Origin of the sequence: Yersinia artesiana (genome assembly GCF_902726545.1) — a bacterium.
In the GTDB taxonomy this organism is placed as follows: domain Bacteria; phylum Pseudomonadota; class Gammaproteobacteria; order Enterobacterales; family Enterobacteriaceae; genus Yersinia; species Yersinia artesiana.
In genome coordinates this window covers 28,756-45,342 of sequence record NZ_CACVAD010000015.1, presented here as the reverse complement: position 1 = coordinate 45,342, position 16,587 = coordinate 28,756, and the positions used below count along the sequence as shown (strand labels likewise).

The window sequence follows — 16,587 nt, the reverse complement described above, 5'->3', positions numbered from 1 at the left end:
ATGTCTGTTAAAGATCCCGTGTTACAAAACGCTGCGTCACAAGCCCTGCCGGGTACTCCGCAGCAGGATGGTTTCTTTATGCCAGCCGAATGGGCAAAGCAAGATGCCGTCTGGATGTTGTGGCCATATCGTCAGGATAACTGGCGCGGTAAGGGTATTCCCGCTCAGCAGACTTTTGCCAAAGTAGCGGAAGCCATCATCCGCACAACCCCAGTATTTATGGGGGTTCCCGCTGAGTTTATGGCGCAGGCCAAAGCAACCCTACCGGCCAGTGTCACACTGGTGGAAATGGCAAGCGATGATGCCTGGATGCGTGATACTGGCCCGACCATGGTCATCAATGGTGCAGGCGAACGCCGCGCGGTTGACTGGCAGTTCAATGCCTGGGGCGGTCTTAACGGCGGTTTGTATGCCAATTGGCAGCAAGATGAAAAAATTGCCGTTCAAGTGAGTGACTTCTTGAATAATGCCCATTACAGCGCACCCTTAGTGCTGGAAGGTGGCTCTATTCATACTGATGGCGAAGGCACTTTACTGACTACCGCAGAGTGTTTGTTGAACCCTAACCGCAACCCGCACTTGAATCAGGTGCAGATTGAACAGTTACTGCGTGAATACCTTGGTGTTACACATTTCATCTGGTTACAAGACGGCGTTTATAACGATGAGACCGATGGTCACATCGACAATATGTGCTGTTTTGTCCGCCCTGGTGAAGTCGCCCTGCATTGGACTGACGATCAGCAGGATCCGCAATACGCGCGTTCTGTTGCCGCCTTTGAAGTTTTATCCAATGCAGTTGATGCCAAAGGCCGTAAGCTAAAAATCTGGAAGCTACCCGCGCCAGGCCCACTGTATAACACCGAAGCCGAGACTTTCGATGTGCTGTCCAGTGATGCCGTGCCGCGTACCGCCGGTGAGCGGTTAGCCGGCTCTTACGTCAACTTCCTGATCAGCAATCAACAGATTATTTATCCGCTGTTGGATAGCCGCACTGATGGGCTGGCGCATGATCTGTTGCAGCAGATATTCCCTGACTATGCAATTGTTGGCGTCTCTGCTCGCGAGATCCTCTTAGGCGGCGGTAATATTCATTGTATTACCCAGCAGATCCCAGCCGCCTAGTTACCCTTCGTACTTGGAGCCGCAGCGGTGTTAGCGGCTCTCACTTACCCGAATCACTTACCATTGTAAGCTCATCGGGATGCATTCGTTTGCTGCCTTGCTGCAACACCAATTACTTTGGGTAACATCTATTTTAATGAGAGCCGCAGCGGTGTTAGCGGCTCTATCTCCATTGACTAACATGCTTCATTAACTGACATGATGTTCTGCCAATACACCCTGTATTTGTCGCTGCGCCATGCCCTGCTCAAAAGTTTGCATTCCCCATTTTCCACCGCTCTGAATCACCGAGGGTAGCTGGTAGGTTTTACCTTCACGAATCAAATGACTGACCGCCGTGGTTTGCGTCAGTATCTCAAATACGGCGATACGTCCGCTGCTCACTTTATGACACAATTTTTGTGCGATAACTGCGCGTAGGCTGGCCGCTAATTGCGCCTGAATTACCGCTTTTTCTGCCACAGGAAAAACATCCACCAGCCGATCGATGGCTTGAGTCGCAGTGCGAGTATGTAATGTCGCCAATACCAAGTGCCCGGTTTCAGCGGCCGTCAGTGCTAAACGAATCGTCTCTTGATCCCGCAACTCTCCCAATAAAATGATATCGGGATCCTGGCGCAATGCCCCAGTGAGTGCGCTACTGAAAGAATGAGTGTGACGGCCCAACTCCCGCTGCTGAATCAAACATGATTTACTGCTATGAAGAAACTCGATCGGATCCTCCAGCGTGATGATATGACGCGCCTGCTTCTGATTCATCGCACTGATCATCGCGCTCAATGTGGTAGATTTCCCACTGCCTGTCGCCCCGGTCACCAAAATTAAACCATTATCTTGCTCGATTATCTGACTAATAATATCTGGAGCATCCAATTCATCTAATGAGGGATTACTTGCAGAAATCACACGAAAAGCTATCGATTGCCCGTGCTGTTGCTGAAAAACATTCGCCCGTAGCCGCTGTCCGGCACTGGTGGTACAAGCACAATCTACCTGCCCATTTTGCTGCAACTGCCGTTGTTGCACCTCACTCAAGAAATGTTGGCTTAAGCCGTTAAGCCAACTGGCATTGACGCGCGGCCAGTGAGTAAAGGTTTTCAGTTCACCATCAATGCGCAATACCGGATGATAACCGGTACAAAGGTGCAGATCCGATGCATTATGATTTACACTATCCGCCACCTTATTAGCAAAATCCTGTTCGTTGAAGCCACCATCGGCATGTTCAGGTTTTTCTAAATCAATGCATTTGGTGGAAACACCCCTAAATTCAGGGTTATCCGAGTCTGTGTTTTTATCATCCAGACAGGTGAAATCCATATCAAACTCCTGGGTCCATATGAGCACAATTGAGCAGAATCTACAGGATGTCAGAGCGAAAATCGCAGCCGCTGCACGCAACTGCGGGCGCTCTCCAGAAGAAGTGACATTGCTTGCAGTCAGTAAAACCAAGCCTGTGAGCGCTATCGAAGAAGCCATCGCCGTTGGGCAATATGCTTTTGGTGAAAACTATGTGCAGGAAGGGGTGGATAAAATCCACTATTTCGCGAAAAGCGCCCATGTCTCCCAGCTTGAATGGCACTTTATCGGCCCGCTGCAATCCAATAAAAGCAGATTAGTCGCCGAGAATTTTGCCTGGTGCCATACCGTCGATAGGCTCAAGATTGCACAGCGCCTAAGTGCTCAACGCCCGCCAGAAATGCCAGCACTGAATATCCTCATTCAGGTCAATATCAGTGATGAGCAGAGTAAGTCCGGTATTGCACTGGCGGAGCTGCCCGCTTTGGCGGCCAGTATCAGTGAACTGCCTCATCTGCATTTGCGCGGGCTAATGGCCATTCCGGCACCTGAAACAGATTATCAACGGCAACTGGCGGTATTTGAGCAAATGAATCAAGCGTTCTTGACTTTAAAAGCCAGCTACCCTCAGATGGATACGCTTTCCATGGGGATGACGGATGATATGGCCGCAGCTATTGCGGCCGGCAGTACTTTGGTGCGCATTGGTACCGCGATTTTTGGCTCCCGCGCCCGCGCTTAACCCCCGGTGGCTTCAAATACAAAGATGGCCCCAAAGTAGTTGGAGTCACGGCAAGGCAGCAAAGGAGCGAATCCCGATGAGCTTACACAAGTAAGTGATTCGGGTGAGTGAGAGATGCTAACACCGTTGTGGCTTCAAATACGCAGGGGATGAGGAGAACTGATTTAATGCAACATCGCAACATTACATTCATTGGCGCTGGCAATATGGCACGCGCAATTATCGCGGGTTTAGTGGCAGGTGGTTACCCCGCTAATATGATCAGCGTTTGTGCGCCTTCAGCTAAAAACCGTGATGCGCTTGCCGCCGAGTTTGGTGTTATCAGTAGCGACAACAATATTGCTGAAGCGAAAAAAGCAGAAGTGGTTGTTTTAGCCGTTAAGCCACAATTAATGGCTGCGGTATGCCAACCCTTGCAGGAGAATATCGATTTTACCGGTAAGCTGGTGCTGTCTATCGCCGCTGGTGTGCAGGTAGCCCGTTTCTATGCGCTGTTGGGCGATAATCTCAATCTGGTACGAATCATGCCCAACACACCATCGCTGGTGGGGAAAGGAATGAGCGGCCTGTATGCACCACTGCAAGTCTCACAGGATGACCGTGATTTCACAGCTTCACTGATGAGCTCAGTGGGTAAAGTTTGCTGGGTTGATGATGAGAACGGCATCAACAGCGTTATCGCCGCCGCAGGTAGTGCTCCAGCTTATTTCTTCCTGTTTATGGAAGCGATGCAGCAAGAAGCCGAACGTTTAGGTTTTGACAGTGAAACCGCCCGTATGCTGGTGCAGCAAGCGGCATCCGGCGCAACAGCATTAGTGGAAGCCAACCCGCAATTACCACTTTCAACATTGCGTGAACAGGTAACCTCTAAAGGGGGGACGACGGCCGAAGCAATCCGGGTATTTAACGAACAACACTTACCTCAAATTGTTTCCAGTGCCATGCAAGCTGCCATTGTGCGAGCAAAAGAAATGGAAAAGCTGTTCTAACAGCGGCAAAATTTACAAAACACGACACTGGCCCTGATACTTTCCCGTTAAGATAGGGGCCGAGAAAGCAGGCAAATAGGCGGTCTATTTACCTGCATACCTATTGAATTAAGGATTAAGGCAACTCATGCTAACGCTGACTTTTCTGGCCAAAACGGTTATTGACCTGTATGTGATGGTACTGCTGTTGCGCATCTGGATGCAGTGGGTTCACAGCGATTTCTACAACCCATTCTCACAATTTGTGGTGAAAATAACCCAACCGATTGTCGGCCCATTGCGCCGGGTCATCCCTTCTCTGGGGCCGATCGACAGTGCATCGCTGCTGCTGGCGTTCTTGCTGATGACCATCAAGTACCCGCTGCTTGTGCTGATTCAGAGCGGTTCAATGTCACTCAGCCTGTATAACTTGCTGTTTGGTATTATTTCATTAGTGAAAGCGGCCGGTTACCTGATTTTCTGGGTGATGATCATTCGTGCGCTAATGAGCTGGGTCAGTCAGGGTCGTAGCCCAATGGACTACCTGCTGTATCAGTTAACCGAACCTTTAATGGCACCGATTCGTCGCATTTTGCCCGCGATGGGCGGCATTGATTTCTCGGCGATGGTGGTTATTCTGATCCTGTATCTGATCAACTATTTAGGTATGGATCTGCTAGGCGAGCTTTGGTTCGTGCTGTGAGTGCAGTTACCCCATTGCTGGACGGGCTGGCGCTCAGGCTATATATTCAGCCAAAAGCCAGCCGTGACCAGATAGTCGGTTTACACGGTGATGAGCTTAAAGTCGCCATTACCGCCCCACCCGTTGATGGTCAAGCTAATGCCCATTTGATCAAGTTTATCGCTAAACAGTTCCGGGTAGCAAAAAGCCAGGTAATTATCGAGAAAGGTGAGTTGGGGCGGCATAAACAGATCAAAATCGTTAACCCACAACAGATCCCGCCTGAAGTTGCGGCGCTGCTCGAATGATAAATACTTCCCGCTAGAATAATGAAATTCAGGACTCTTCCATGCAAAAAGTAGTATTAGCCACCGGTAACCCCGGCAAAGTGCGTGAGCTGGCAACCTTGCTGGCCGATTTTGGTTTGGATGTCGTCGCGCAAACCGAACTGGGCGTCGAATCTGCCGAAGAGACCGGCTTAACCTTTATCGAAAATGCCATATTGAAAGCGCGCCATGCCGCACAAACTACCGGTTTACCGGCGATTGCTGATGACTCTGGCTTGGCCGTTGATGCTTTGGGTGGGGCGCCTGGGATTTATTCCGCCCGCTACGCCGGTGCTGATGCCAGTGATCAACAAAACCTTGAGAAGCTGCTGGTCGCGTTGAAAGATATTCCTGATGAACAGCGCGGTGCCCAATTCCATTGTGTGCTGGTCTATATGCGCCATGCGGAAGACCCAACGCCATTGGTATTCCATGGTCAATGGCCGGGTGTGATTGCTCACCAACCTGCTGGCGCTGCTGGATTCGGTTATGACCCTATTTTTTATGTTCCGGAACTGGGTAAAACAGCCGCAGAGTTGAGCAGAGAAGAAAAGCACGCGGTTTCCCATCGTGGTCAGGCACTGAAACTGATGTTGGATGCCCTGCGCAATGCTTAAGTTCCCCCCACTTAGCCTCTACATTCACATTCCCTGGTGTGTGCAGAAATGCCCTTACTGTGACTTTAATTCCCATGCGCTGAAAGGAGATGTCCCCCACCAGGAATATGTAGAGCACTTGCTAGCGGATCTTGATGTCGACGTGCCTCTGGTCAGTGGTCGTGAGATTAGCACCATTTTTATTGGTGGCGGCACGCCAAGCTTGCTCAGCGCCGAGGCGATGCAACAGTTACTTGATGGCGTTCGAGCCAGATTGCCACTGGCAATTGATGCTGAAATCACCATGGAAGCCAACCCCGGTGCCGTGGAAGCGGATCGCTTTAGCGGCTATCAGCGCGCCGGTATCAATCGCATCTCAATTGGGGTGCAAAGCTTCAGTGCCGAGAAATTAACACGGCTGGGGCGGATACACGGGCCGGATGAGGCCAAGCGGGCCGCAGAACTGGCAACCTCACTGGAGCTGCGCAGTTTTAATCTGGACTTAATGCACGGCTTGCCGGATCAGTCATTGGAAGAAGCACTGGATGATTTGCGCCAGGCCATCGCTTTAAATCCACCGCACCTGTCTTGGTATCAGTTGACGATTGAGCCAAACACCGGCTTTAGTTCGCGCCCTCCTATACTGCCGGATGACGACGCGTTGTGGGATATCTTCCAGCAAGGGCATCAGTTATTGAGTGCCGCCGGGTATCAGCAATATGAAACCTCGGCCTATGCCAAACCGGGTTATCAATGCCAACATAACCTAAACTACTGGCGCTTTGGCGATTATCTGGGAATTGGCTGCGGTGCACACGGTAAAATCACGTTTAGTGATGGGCGAATCCTACGCACGATAAAAACCAAACATCCCCGTGGTTTCATGCAGGGCAACTATCTGGATAAGCAGTACGAGGTAGAAGCCGCTGATCGGCCTTTTGAGTTCTTTATGAACCGTTTCCGCTTACTGGAAGCTGCGCCACGAACAGATTTCACCCATTTTACCGGATTAGCTGAAAGCACAATTCGCCCACAACTGGACGAGGCATTAGCGAAAGAATATTTAATCGAAACAGAGGAATACTGGCAGATCACCGAGAAAGGGAAGTTATTCCTTAACTCGCTGTTAGAACTGTTCTTGTAACGCTACCTGTTTTATAGCGATAAGTGAGAAAAACAGGTTCAGATGACATTCACAACCTGAACCTGTTAAATCCGAAGCATGTTATTAGTTTAATGCTTTGAGTAAATCCTTACGCTGCTGCTCCAGCGCCGTCACACGACCACATACCTCGTGCCCGAATTGCTGGAAATCCTGCTCCTGATTATTCCATTCGTTTTGGATAGCCTGCTGCAATCCACCCAGATTGCCCATAATGGCCTGCAATGGATTATTACCGCCACCGCCACTGGTCGCCTGCTTAACCCCCATTTCATTGAGACTGTCTTGCAACACACCGCCCATGCTCTGTTGCACCAACTGACGACCGTCTTTTTCAACCTCATCAATAGCTTTATGATGGAAAGTTAAGCCGTCGCTACGTTTCTCAATAATACGGCTCATTTGTTGTTTAAGCTGATCATTCAGCGTTGTGAGCCGGTTGCGCACATTGCTGTTGCTGCCCAGTTGCTGAACAATCACTTTATCCAATGAAACCCGCGCTTTTTCCAGGCGCTGCTGCGCCCCTTGGTCTATCCACGGTAAATCTTTGCGCAAGGCCGTCTGATAGCGGAAAGCCTGCTGGCGCTGCGCATCGGTCAGAGTTAATGTCTTGCCATTACGGGTAACATCACCGTCGGGCGAAATCTGCAAATTACCGCTGGCACCCTCCACCTGTACGGATTGCGGGCTGATAATCACATCATCCTGCGGCTTTACGCTGCATTGATAATCAGCTTGTGCCTGCCAAGCAGTCAGCATCAACACTGCCAGGCCGACCGTTCGTAATGCTTTCATTTTAAGTAACATAAGACTCCTGAGAAACTGTACCATCCTGCATTTCTATGGCTATTTATAACGCGCTAATCCCCACCCTGCCATAATTTACTTTAGGCATGAAGGGGAGCTGTCCTAAAAAATGGAGCGACCAATCCGCTGTGCCAGTAGCTCTAAGGCAGCCGTTCCGGCCAGAGAGTTCCCCGCATGGTCTAATTCCGGTGACCAAACCGCAATACATAACTCCTCAGGCACAATGGCGATAATCCCGCCTCCGACCCCCGATTTCCCCGGCATACCGACGCGGAAAGCAAATTCACCAGCTCCATCATACATACCGCTGGTAATCATCAGAGCATTGATTTGCCGCGCTTGCATTGGTGTGATGAGCGAGCCATGCCCACTAATACTGCGCCCCTGATTTGCCAGATAGACAAAGCAGCGAGCCAGTTCGACACAACTCATGCGCATGGCGCAATAGTGGAAATAGGTCTGCAGTACCGTCAGGACATCGTTATTGAAATTACCAAAAGACTTCATTAGATAGGCAATAGCAGCATTGCGATCTGAATGCTCAAATTCCGAGCGCGCCACACGCGGGTCGTAACTAATGTTGTCGTCATTCACTAACTGGCGCACCACTTCTAACATCCTTTGCTTCGGTGCACTCAGGCGGCTTTGTAGCATATCGCACACCACCAGCGCTCCCGGATTAATAAACGGGTTGCGCGGTTTACCCTTTTCTAACTCTAGCTGCACCAGCGAGTTAAACGGCTGGCCTGATGGCTCTTTACCCACTCGCTGCCATATTTCCTGCTCGCCATAACGGGATAATGCCAGCGTCAAACTTAATACTTTTGAAATCGATTGAATAGAAAAGCGCTCATTAGCATCTCCGGCCTGATATATCGTGCCATCCAGTGTACAGACCGCGATACCCAATTTATCAGCCGAAACTTCGGCCAGGGCGGGGATATAATCCGCCACTTTCCCTTGACCAATCAGCGGGCGCACCTGCTGCAAGATATCTGCCAGCAAGGTATTATCTAAACCTGTTGTTACCCCTAAAGCTGCTGCCACAACAATGCTCCCAATCAATCTCCGGTAACCGTTTCCGCTAACTGCGTCTGATAAAAACAAAGGCGCCTGCATTAGGCGCCCTTATCAATTATCTACCGTTAAAACGGAAGATCAATCCCACCAGATATCAAACAGTTCACTGGTTTCAACATTTTTCAATTTACGAGCTTCCAGCCATTTAGTTACCAGTGCACGGTGTTCATCGGTGCAATGACCAATCTCTTGCAGGCAAATCAGGCCTTCCCACTGCAAATAGCCGCTACCATCAAATGCCAGGCCATTGGCTTCAATGACTTCATCGATAAAAGCATCGACAGTTTCATCAATAACATCCACACCAGTGCCTTCAGGGAAGGTCCACTGCACAGAAAAACCTAATTCCTGAAACTCGTCGATATGCATTTTTTTGCGTAAACGACGACTACGATTCTTAGCCATTATTCTTTCCTCTCAAACATCAGATCCCAAACGCCATGTCCCAGGCGCTGGCCGCGTAATTCAAATTTTGTCAGCGGACGCGAGTCCGGACGAGGAACATAATCATTCTGTTCTGAAAGATTGCGGTACCCACTCGCACCTGACATCACCTCCAGCATGTGCTCCGCATAATGCTGCCAGTCGGTCGCCATATGGAACACGCCACCCACTTTTAATTTACTTTTTACTAATTCGACAAAAGGTGTCTGGACGATACGACGTTTATTATGGCGTGCTTTGTGCCATGGGTCAGGGAAAAACAACTGAACCATATCCAGCGATGCATCTGGGATCATATTTTCCAGCACTTCGACCGCATCATGACACATAACTCGCAAGTTATTCAGGCCCGCTTCATGTGCTGAAGCCAGGCATGCGCCAACACCCGGAGAGTGTACTTCTATCCCCAGAAAATTCTGCTGTGGATTACTGGCAGCCATAGTGACCAGCGAGGTTCCCATGCCAAAACCGATTTCCAATACCACTGGCGCTTCACGACCAAACAAGGCGGTGAAGTCAACAGGGGTTGGCTGATATTCTACGCCCATCACCGGCCAGTAGTTATCGAGCGCCAGTTGTTGGCCTTTGGTCAGGCGCCCCTGACGGCGGACAAAACTACGAATACGGCGCATCGCGCGGCCGTTTTCATCAAATTCCGGAGATATGACGTCATTTATCATGGTGCTTTCTGTCTGTTGGTTGCGTATACGAACGCGCATTATGCAAAGATACGCCAGTTTATCAACTCTGGCGGCCATAAGTACAAAATTAAGCGGTAAATAACCAATTAATATGCATTAAAAGCAGCTAACACCGTGGTGGTGTCAGGAACGATGGGGGTTTACAGCGTGATAACTCTATGCTGCAATCCAGCCCTAATTTATTTCTCTGCCGGATATCGATACCTGCTTATGATGCAAGCGCAACAATTCGCGCACGTGGTACTTGAGTGGTACCAACGCTTTGGCCGCAAAACATTGCCATGGCAATTGGATAAAACACCGTATCAAGTCTGGCTATCAGAAGTGATGTTGCAACAAACGCAGGTTGCGACTGTCATTCCCTATTTCCAACGCTTTATGCTGCGTTTCCCCGATATTCGTGCTTTGGCCGCTGCTCCGTTGGATGAAGTTCTGCATTTATGGACTGGCCTGGGTTACTACGCCCGCGCCAGAAACCTACATAAAGCCGCCCAAACAGTTGTTGAACGTCATCAGGGTGAATTCCCGACGACTTTTGACGAAATACTCGCATTACCCGGCATTGGCCGTTCCACGGCTGGCGCGATTTTATCGCTCTCTTTAGGGCAGCATTTCCCTATTTTGGACGGAAATGTTAAGCGAGTTCTGGCTCGTTGCTACGCCGTTGAGGGATGGCCGGGTAAAAAAGATGTCGAAGGGAGACTGTGGCAAATCAGTGAGAATGTCACCCCAGCCAAGGGAGTGGGCCAATTTAATCAGGCAATGATGGATTTAGGCGCTATTGTCTGCACTCGCTCCAAGCCCAAGTGCGAACTTTGCCCATTGAATATAGGTTGTCTCGCTTATGCCAACCATAGCTGGGCGCACTATCCAGGTAAGAAACCCAAGCAGACGATACCGGAAAAAACGGCCTATTTTCTATTGCTGCAAAACGGCTCTCAGGTATGGCTCGAACAACGCCCACCTGTTGGGCTGTGGGGCGGATTATTCTGTTTCCCGCAATTCGCCGGGCAAGAGGATTTAGATAGCTGGCTGCAACAACGGGGCATGGCCGCCAGTGAGTTGCAGCAGTTAACTGCTTTTCGTCACACCTTCAGCCACTTCCATCTGGATATTGTTCCAATGTGGCTGGATGCGGCATCAACTCGTGGATGCATGGATGATGGAGCAGGTCTCTGGTATAACTTAGCACAGCCACCGTCGGTAGGATTGGCCGCCCCAGTTGAGCGTTTATTACTTCAGTTAGCAAAAGAAGAGCTAGCAAAAGAAGAATTGGCAAAAACTAAGTTAGCAAAACCATAACAGGCAACACCGCCGTCTACCCAAACAGTTTTATTTGACGTCAGTCATAGAAGAGGATTTAGCATGAGCAGAACGATTTTTTGCACGTTTTTAAAAAAGGAAGCTGAAGGACAAGATTTTCAGCTGTATCCGGGCGAAATCGGCAAACGTATCTATAACGAAATCTCGAAAGAGGCCTGGTCACAATGGATAGCTAAACAAACCATGCTGATTAATGAGAAGAAACTCAGCATGATGAATGTAGAAGACCGCAAATTGTTGGAACAGGAAATGGTCAATTTCCTGTTCGAAGGGCAGGATGTTCATATTGAAGGTTATACTCCGCCGAGTCAGTAATCACTCGGGGCCAACGCACTGGTAACGTACCGTATGACGGGTATTACCCTAAATATATCGAGTTACAAAAAGGTGGCTAACGCACGGGTAACTTGAAATATGGCGGGTAAATTCCTCATTAAGATATGGCTTGTAAGATGAAGAAAATTTTAGCTTTGTTGGTCATTGCACCTTTGTTAGTGTCTTGCTCAGGCAATAAAAATCAGGCAGATAACGAAGCCTTTATCAAAGACACTAACGGTTTTGAAATTTTAATGGGTCAGTTTGCCCATAACATTGAAAATATTTGGGGATTAAAAGAAGTCTTAATAGCGGGTCCGAAAGATTACGTTAAGTATACGGATCAATATCAAACCCGCAGCCATATCAACTTTGATGCCGGTACTATTACAGTTGAGACTATTGCCACGACCGATCCGGCGGCTCATCTACGCCAAGCGATCATTACCACATTATTAATGGGCGATGATCCAGGCTCTATCGACCTCTATTCTGATGCCAACGATATCCAAATCAGCAAAGAACCGTTCCTTTATGGGCAGGTACTGGATAACAATGGCGAGCCTATTCGTTGGGAATGGCGAGCTGCACATTTCGCCGATTATTTACTGCAAAACAAAATGCAAAAACGCACGTCTGGTTTGCATGTTATCTGGTCGGTGACCCTGCAATTAGTGCCTAACCATCTGGATAAGCGAGCTCATAAATATCTGCCGCTGGTGCGCCAATCAGCCGAAAAATATGGTGTAGAAGAATCACTGATTCTGGCAATTATGCAAACAGAATCGAGCTTCAACCCTTATGCAGTGAGTGGCTCTGATGCGCTAGGTCTGATGCAGGTTGTTCAGCACACTGCCGGGCGGGATGTATTTAAAATGAAAGGTAAAAGTGGTCAACCTAGCCGCAGTTATCTATTTGACCCTGCAAATAATATCGACGCAGGTACGGCCTATTTATCTATCTTGCAAAATACCTATTTAGGCGGTATTCAAAATGCCACTTCACGTCGTTATGCGGTAATTACTTCCTATAATGGCGGTGCTGGTAGCGTGTTGCGGGTATTCTCCAGCGATAAGAACCAAGCGGTTAATATTATTAACAATATGGCACCAGGCGATGTATTCCAAACGCTAACCACTAAACACCCATCTGGTGAATCTCGCCGTTATCTGGTGAAAGTGAATAGCGCTCAGAAGAGCTACCGCCGCCATTAATACCGCTGCAACCTTAGTCTAAAAGATATCAATGGCACAGTTCGCTGTGCCATTCAAACTGCTGACAAAATCAAATGAAGGGGAAGCGTGCCGTTGGGGTCGTAACGGCGTAAGCCGTCGAAGTGCCCCTAGGTACGATAGCCCCTTCGCTCACCGAGTTATCAACAGCTTTGTCATTAACCCCCCATTTTTATGGCTAAAATTGTGATCAGCGGATAACTGTGTACATTTGAATAACAACCATTCGCAATAAAAAGATTATAGTATCGCTCACTATTTTCGATCCACTACTGGCAGATTGAACAAATGGACCTTGGACTTACCGTTTTTGAAATGGTGGCTATCTTCTCCACTATGGTCATTGCCTATATTATTTTTGGTATTACTGGTTTTGGTTCCGCGTTAATTGCCAGCCCGGTTTTAGCACTATTTATCCCCGTAGCAAAGATTGTCCCATTGTTAGCCATTATTGATATGGTTGCCGCAATCACCAATGTAGCGCGTCATAGCCGCCATGCAGATATTGCTGAGCTCAAGCGCCTGGTGCCATTGATGATTATTGGCAGTCTGATAGGCGCAACGGTACTGCTGCGAACCCGCCCCGATATTTTGCTATTGGCGTTGGGCATATTTGTCATTTTATATGCAATTTATTCCCTCAGCCGACGCAAACCACAAAAGCAGTTCAAGCCTATAGCCGCCATTCCTTTTGGCTTAATTGGCGGTATCTTCAGTGCATTATTTGGGAGCGGCGGGTTTATCTATGCTATTTATTTATCCGGACGGATAGCCAGCAAAGACAATTTACGGATTACGCAGACGACACTTATTGGCCTAAGTACCCTTACCAGAGTGATTTTATTTGCGCTGGCCGGAGTCTATATGGACTTGTCAATTCTGTGGATGGTATTGCTATTAGCCCCTGGGATGTTAGTCGGATTGGCGATTGCCAATAAAATCAGCTTAGGGATCAGTCGTGAACAATTGATTAAGACCATAAACATCTTACTATTGCTTTCAGGTACTGTTTTATTGGTACGTTATTTCGGTTACTGATTATCCTGAGAGGGATAAACTATAGTATGACAGCCGACATTCTCATCGGCTGTCATACTGTTTTCAGGTTACTGAATAATGACATAACCAAAAATACGCCGCCACTCCACATCACCTTTTTCGATATAAACACCCTGCAATTCCGGTGAGAAGCCCGGTAATAAATTGATCCCCTCCTCTAATGCGAGGAAATAACGCTGTACCGCCCCACCCCATATTTCTCCCGGTACAACACACAACACACCCGGCGGATAGGGCAACGCACCTTCGGCAGCAATACACCCTTCTGCTTCAGCAATAGGTTTCAGTTCAATATTATTGTCGCGGACAAACTGAATATTGGCATCCTGCGGATTCATAGCAACCTGCGGGAAGCTGGCTTTTCGGAACATATCCTTTTGTAGCTGCTTCACATCATAACGAACATACAGGTCATGCATCTCTTGGCATAACTGACGCAAGGTATATCCGCAATAACGCTCTTCATTTTTACGATATATCGTCGGCAATACATCACACAGCAGTGCATCTTGTTCAAGATAGCGCTCAAACTGCACTAACATATCAACCAGATGAGCCATTTTGCTTGGATTTTCCGCCGGTGTCAGCAGGAACAAGATCGAGTTCAGATCGCATTTTTCCGGCACAATGCCATTTTCGCGCAGGAAAGTCGCCAGTATCGCTGCTGGCACACCAAACTGGGTATATTGTCCAGTACTGGCATCAATACCCGGCGTGGTCAGCAATAACTTACATGGGTCAACCAAATATTGGTCTTGGTTATATCCTTCAAACCCATGCCAGCGCTCGTTAGGCTCAAAATTAAAGAAGCGAGCATCATTGGCAATAATATCCGTATCATAATCCTGCCAATTTTTCCCCCTCACTGTAGGTGGAATAAATGGCCGCAACATTGAGCAGCGCTCTAATAATAATTTACGGGTCTCGATACCGAGTTTGACACAACCCATCCACATACGGCGGCCACTATCGCCAGAGTGTATTTTCGCATTGATGTCCAATGCCGCAAATAATGGATAAAACGGGCTGGTCGAGGCATGCATCATAAATGCATTGTTAAAACGCTTATGGTTACAGTGGCGCTTTTGCCCTTTGATGTGGTTATCTTTTTTATGTACTTGTGAAGTTTGGGAAAAGCCAGCCTGCTGTTTGTGTACCGACTGAGTCACAATAATCCCAGGATCGTTTTCATTTAATTCCAGCAATAACGGCGAGAAATCTTTCATCATTGGGATAAATTGTTCATAACCCACCCATGCCGAATCAAACAAAATGTAATCACATAAATGACCAATACTATCAACCACCTGCCGTGCGTTATACACCGTACCGTCATAGGTACCTAACTGAATGATAGCCAATCTGAATGGCCGTGCATCACCCGCACGGTCAGGGGCAACCTCACTCAATTGCTGGCGCAAATAGCGCTCATCGAAACAGTGTGCATCAATACCGCCGATGAAACCAAACGGGTTACGGGCAGTTTCTAAATAAACAGGCGTTGCCCCTGCTTGAATTAGTGCACCGTGGTGGTTGGATTTATGGTTATTTCGGTCGAATAACACCAAATCACCACGGGTCAATAAAGCATTAGTAACCACTTTATTGGCTGCTGAAGTCCCATTCAGAACAAAATAGGTTTTATCTGCATTAAAGACTTTAGCTGCATATTTCTGTGCGTCTTTTGCCGCACCTTCATGGATAAGTAAGTCGCCCAATTTGACATCAGCGTTACACATATCTGACCGGAAAATTGTCTCACCATAGAATTCAAAAAACTGACGGCCAGCAGGGTGTTTTCGGAAGAACTCACCGCCTTGATGCCCAGGGCAAGCAAAGGTTGAGTTTTTCATCTCGACATATTTCTTTAATGTTGAGAAAAAAGGCGGTAACAGATTTTTTTGATATTCACTGGCGGCAGCCTCTACCTGAGCATTATAAAATGCCTTATTTGCCTCACCGAGTGTGATAACGCCTTTAATTAGGGGCAAATACTCCGCAGAAACCGTCTGTTCTGCCGTGACAGCAACAAAAGTAGGAATAGCAAAGCCCAGATCATATAGCTTTGACAATATACCGGCATTCGCATCTTCTACCGACATCACCACGGCGGCAACATCCGTAAAATCAGTCTGATTGAGATATACCATTCCACGCTGGCTTTCTATATAAGAAGCCAAACGAGCACTTGTTGCTATTTTTAATTGTGTCATGTCACTTACTCTCAAACGGTCAGGTATGAGGCTGCCACTTTGGCATGTAGGTAGCATCACATTGAGTAGCTTTTGTGATGCCGGCAAATTGATATCTTAGACATACACGTCTCCCGGCCAAAGGAAAGCCAGAATAGTGAATGAACTGGTCTCAGCATCGACCAATAGACATCAGTAAAATCAGAGGGTTGGCTCTATTTTTAATAATGCCTAACAGTGAGCAACACGTAGCCTTACCGCATGGAAGGGATAAGAGACTTAATAGAAATGGAGCAGAAGAAGTGGCATGTGAGGCGCTGAATATGCATTGGATAGTGTGAAAATGTCATAACCGCCCCCACTTAAACTCTCAAAATGGTATGAACTAGCCGAATGAATAGTAACGCTAAATTCGCGCAATAATTACATGTTTAGGGGATCGATTCAACCCTTGAAACTTAATAAAAATGCATATTTAGTGAATATCTAAGCTGTTGTTATCTAACGAACTGAAAAATAAAAAATCTATAAATC

The 16,587-nt window shown here is 47.9% G+C and carries 17 protein-coding genes; 11 read left to right on the top strand and 6 right to left on the bottom strand.

Features of this window, described 5'->3' with window-relative positions:
• Window positions 1-1,125 (top strand): agmatine deiminase, encoded by a 1,125-nt coding sequence (gene aguA, locus HU019_RS06935; protein ID WP_174847815.1) that lies wholly within the window; start codon window positions 1-3, stop codon window positions 1,123-1,125.
• Window positions 1,126-1,314: 189 nt separating this feature from the next.
• Here aguA and HU019_RS06930 read toward each other — a convergent pair whose 3' ends face one another.
• A complete protein-coding gene (locus tag HU019_RS06930; protein ID WP_174847816.1) occupies window positions 1,315-2,445 on the bottom strand; it encodes a type IV pilus twitching motility protein PilT in 1,131 nt (376 codons plus the stop codon).
• Window positions 2,446-2,464: 19 nt separating this feature from the next.
• Between HU019_RS06930 and HU019_RS06925 the strand changes: the two genes are divergently transcribed.
• The 6 genes from HU019_RS06925 (at window position 2,465) to hemW (ending at window position 6,882) form a co-directional block, all read left to right on the top strand.
• Window positions 2,465-3,166, top strand: a complete 702-nt coding sequence (locus HU019_RS06925) for a YggS family pyridoxal phosphate-dependent enzyme (protein WP_174847817.1) — start codon at window positions 2,465-2,467, stop codon at window positions 3,164-3,166.
• 167 nt (window positions 3,167-3,333) lie between these two features.
• Window positions 3,334-4,155: a pyrroline-5-carboxylate reductase gene (proC, locus tag HU019_RS06920; protein WP_174847818.1), complete on the top strand. Its 822-nt coding sequence runs from the start codon at window positions 3,334-3,336 to the stop codon at window positions 4,153-4,155.
• A gap of 127 nt (window positions 4,156-4,282) precedes the next feature.
• Window positions 4,283-4,837, top strand: a complete 555-nt coding sequence (locus HU019_RS06915; protein ID WP_005157142.1) for a YggT family protein — start codon at window positions 4,283-4,285, stop codon at window positions 4,835-4,837.
• A complete protein-coding gene (gene yggU / locus HU019_RS06910) occupies window positions 4,834-5,124 on the top strand; it encodes a DUF167 family protein YggU (protein WP_005157143.1) in 291 nt (96 codons plus the stop codon). Before HU019_RS06915 ends, yggU begins: the two co-directional genes overlap by 4 nt.
• A gap of 41 nt (window positions 5,125-5,165) precedes the next feature.
• Window positions 5,166-5,759 carry an XTP/dITP diphosphatase gene (locus HU019_RS06905; protein ID WP_174847819.1) on the top strand — a complete coding sequence of 198 codons (594 nt, stop codon included), beginning with the start codon at window positions 5,166-5,168 and terminating at the stop codon, window positions 5,757-5,759.
• Window positions 5,752-6,882 carry a radical SAM family heme chaperone HemW gene (gene hemW, locus HU019_RS06900; protein WP_174847820.1) on the top strand — a complete coding sequence of 377 codons (1,131 nt, stop codon included), beginning with the start codon at window positions 5,752-5,754 and terminating at the stop codon, window positions 6,880-6,882. The genes HU019_RS06905 and hemW overlap by 8 nt, the downstream gene beginning before the upstream one ends.
• Before the next feature lie 84 nt (window positions 6,883-6,966).
• On the opposite strand, the gene HU019_RS06895 is transcribed toward hemW, so the two are convergent.
• The 4 genes from HU019_RS06895 to trmB form a co-directional block, all read right to left on the bottom strand.
• Window positions 6,967-7,707 carry a YggN family protein gene (locus HU019_RS06895; protein ID WP_174847821.1) on the bottom strand — a complete coding sequence of 247 codons (741 nt, stop codon included), beginning with the start codon at window positions 7,705-7,707 and terminating at the stop codon, window positions 6,967-6,969.
• A gap of 102 nt (window positions 7,708-7,809) precedes the next feature.
• The gene (glsB, locus tag HU019_RS06890) at window positions 7,810-8,826 is read right to left on the bottom strand and encodes a glutaminase B (protein WP_227739217.1); all 1,017 of its coding nucleotides are present in this window, start codon (window positions 8,824-8,826) and stop codon (window positions 7,810-7,812) included.
• Between the two features lie 39 nt (window positions 8,827-8,865).
• Window positions 8,866-9,192, bottom strand: coding sequence for a YggL family protein (locus HU019_RS06885; protein WP_005173625.1), 327 nt, complete (start codon window positions 9,190-9,192; stop codon window positions 8,866-8,868).
• The gene (gene trmB, locus HU019_RS06880; protein WP_174847901.1) at window positions 9,192-9,911 is read right to left on the bottom strand and encodes a tRNA (guanosine(46)-N7)-methyltransferase TrmB; all 720 of its coding nucleotides are present in this window, start codon (window positions 9,909-9,911) and stop codon (window positions 9,192-9,194) included. Before trmB ends, HU019_RS06885 begins: the two co-directional genes overlap by 1 nt.
• 231 nt (window positions 9,912-10,142) lie before the next feature.
• On the opposite strand from trmB, the gene mutY reads away from it, so the two are divergent.
• The 4 genes from mutY (at window position 10,143) to HU019_RS06860 (ending at window position 13,840) form a co-directional block, all read left to right on the top strand.
• Window positions 10,143-11,234 (top strand): A/G-specific adenine glycosylase, encoded by a 1,092-nt coding sequence (gene mutY, locus HU019_RS06875; protein ID WP_174847823.1) that lies wholly within the window; start codon window positions 10,143-10,145, stop codon window positions 11,232-11,234.
• Window positions 11,235-11,297: 63 nt separating this feature from the next.
• Window positions 11,298-11,570: an oxidative damage protection protein gene (locus tag HU019_RS06870; RefSeq protein WP_050078903.1), complete on the top strand. Its 273-nt coding sequence runs from the start codon at window positions 11,298-11,300 to the stop codon at window positions 11,568-11,570.
• Between the two features lie 137 nt (window positions 11,571-11,707).
• Window positions 11,708-12,784: a membrane-bound lytic murein transglycosylase MltC gene (mltC, locus tag HU019_RS06865; RefSeq protein ID WP_005157159.1), complete on the top strand. Its 1,077-nt coding sequence runs from the start codon at window positions 11,708-11,710 to the stop codon at window positions 12,782-12,784.
• Between the two features lie 306 nt (window positions 12,785-13,090).
• Complete coding sequence (locus HU019_RS06860; protein WP_174847824.1) at window positions 13,091-13,840, top strand: sulfite exporter TauE/SafE family protein; 750 nt, start codon at window positions 13,091-13,093, stop codon at window positions 13,838-13,840.
• A gap of 68 nt (window positions 13,841-13,908) precedes the next feature.
• Here the strand turns inward: HU019_RS06860 and speF are convergent, their stop codons facing one another.
• Complete coding sequence (gene speF / locus HU019_RS06855) at window positions 13,909-16,074, bottom strand: ornithine decarboxylase SpeF (protein ID WP_174847825.1); 2,166 nt, start codon at window positions 16,072-16,074, stop codon at window positions 13,909-13,911.
• Window positions 16,075-16,587: the final 513 nt, after the last annotated feature.